This is a genomic window from Variovorax cryoconiti (assembly GCF_051216395.1).
In the GTDB taxonomy this organism is placed as follows: Bacteria; Pseudomonadota; Gammaproteobacteria; order Burkholderiales; family Burkholderiaceae_C; genus Variovorax.
The window spans coordinates 1-1,232 of record NZ_JBPJZI010000044.1; the positions used below are offsets into that span (position 1 = coordinate 1).

Genomic DNA, 1,232 nt, shown 5'->3' on the forward strand with positions numbered 1-1,232 from the left:
TGAATCGCCCCGGATTCCCTAGACACTGTTGAGCCGTTGGGAATGGCGTCGTTCGAACTCTACCGGCGAAGTATCTCCGGCAGTGCCGTGGCGCCGCTTTGGGTTGTAGAACATCTCGATGTAGTTGAAGACATCGGCCTTGGCGTCATCGCGCGTCGCGTAGATCTGGCGGCGGATGCGTTCGCGCTTGAGCAACTGGAAGAAGCTCTCGGCCACGGCGTTGTCGTGGCAGTTGCCGCGACGGCTCATGCTGGACACGAGGTTGTGATCACGCAGGAAGTCTTGCCAGTCATGCCCAGTGAACTGACTGCCCTGATCCGAATGCACCGTGACTGGCTGCTTGGGTCGACGACGCCACAAGGCCATCACCAGCGCATCGAGCACCAGGCCGGTATCGATGCGGCTACCCATTGACCAGCCGACCACCTGACGCGAGAACAGATCGACCACCGCGGCCAGGTACAGCCAGCCCTCATGAGTGCGGATGTAGGTGATATCGGTCACCCAGGATTGATTGGGCTCAGCCACGGTGAACTGGCGCTGCAGGTGGTTGGGCGCGACGACCGCAGGCTTGCCACCACGCATGCCAGGGCGACGGCGGTAGCCGGTCTGCGAGCGTAGCCCTTCGAGTTTGAGCAATCGGGCCACGCGGTGCTTGCCGCAGGTCTCGCCCAGATCGCGCATGTCCAGGGTGAGCTTGCGGTAGCCGTACACGCCGCCGCTCTCCAACCACGCGTGCTTGAGCAGGCCCAGCAGCCGTTGATCGTCATGGGCACGTGGGCTCATCGGATCGGCCTTCCAGGCGTAGTAGCCGCTGGGATGCACCTGCAGACACAAGCACATGCGGCGCACGCTGTGCTCGTGTTCATGCCGCTCGATAAACGCGTACTTCACCCGGACTGCTTGGCAAAGTACGCTGCGGCCTTTTTTAGGATGTCGCGCTCCTCGGTCACACGCTTGAGCTCAGCCTTCAGGCGACGCATCTCGTCGGCTTGCGAGCCCTGTGCTTGGCGCTGGTCAGGCGACATCTGCTTGGCCTTGATCCATTGATACAGGCTGTGCTGGCTGACGCCAAGCCTGGCCGACATATCGGCCACCTTGTGGCCTCGTTCGGTGATCTGCTTGACCGCTTCGATCTTGAATTCTTCGGGGTATCTCTGCTTGCTCATGGCACCTCCTATTGGGCCTCAGGTTTGAGGCTCAGAGGTGTCTAGAAAACCCGGGGCGATTCA

Annotated in this window: 1 protein-coding gene; it reads right to left on the minus strand. The window is 61.4% G+C overall.

Annotated elements, in window-relative coordinates:
* Positions 1-18: 18 nt before the first annotated feature.
* A protein-coding gene (locus ACSFA2_RS25570) for an IS3 family transposase (RefSeq protein WP_435458132.1) occupies positions 19-1,169 on the minus strand; the annotation gives its coding sequence in 2 pieces (ribosomal slippage) (positions 19-923 and positions 923-1,169; 1,152 coding nt in all).
* Positions 1,170-1,232 lie beyond the last annotated feature (63 nt).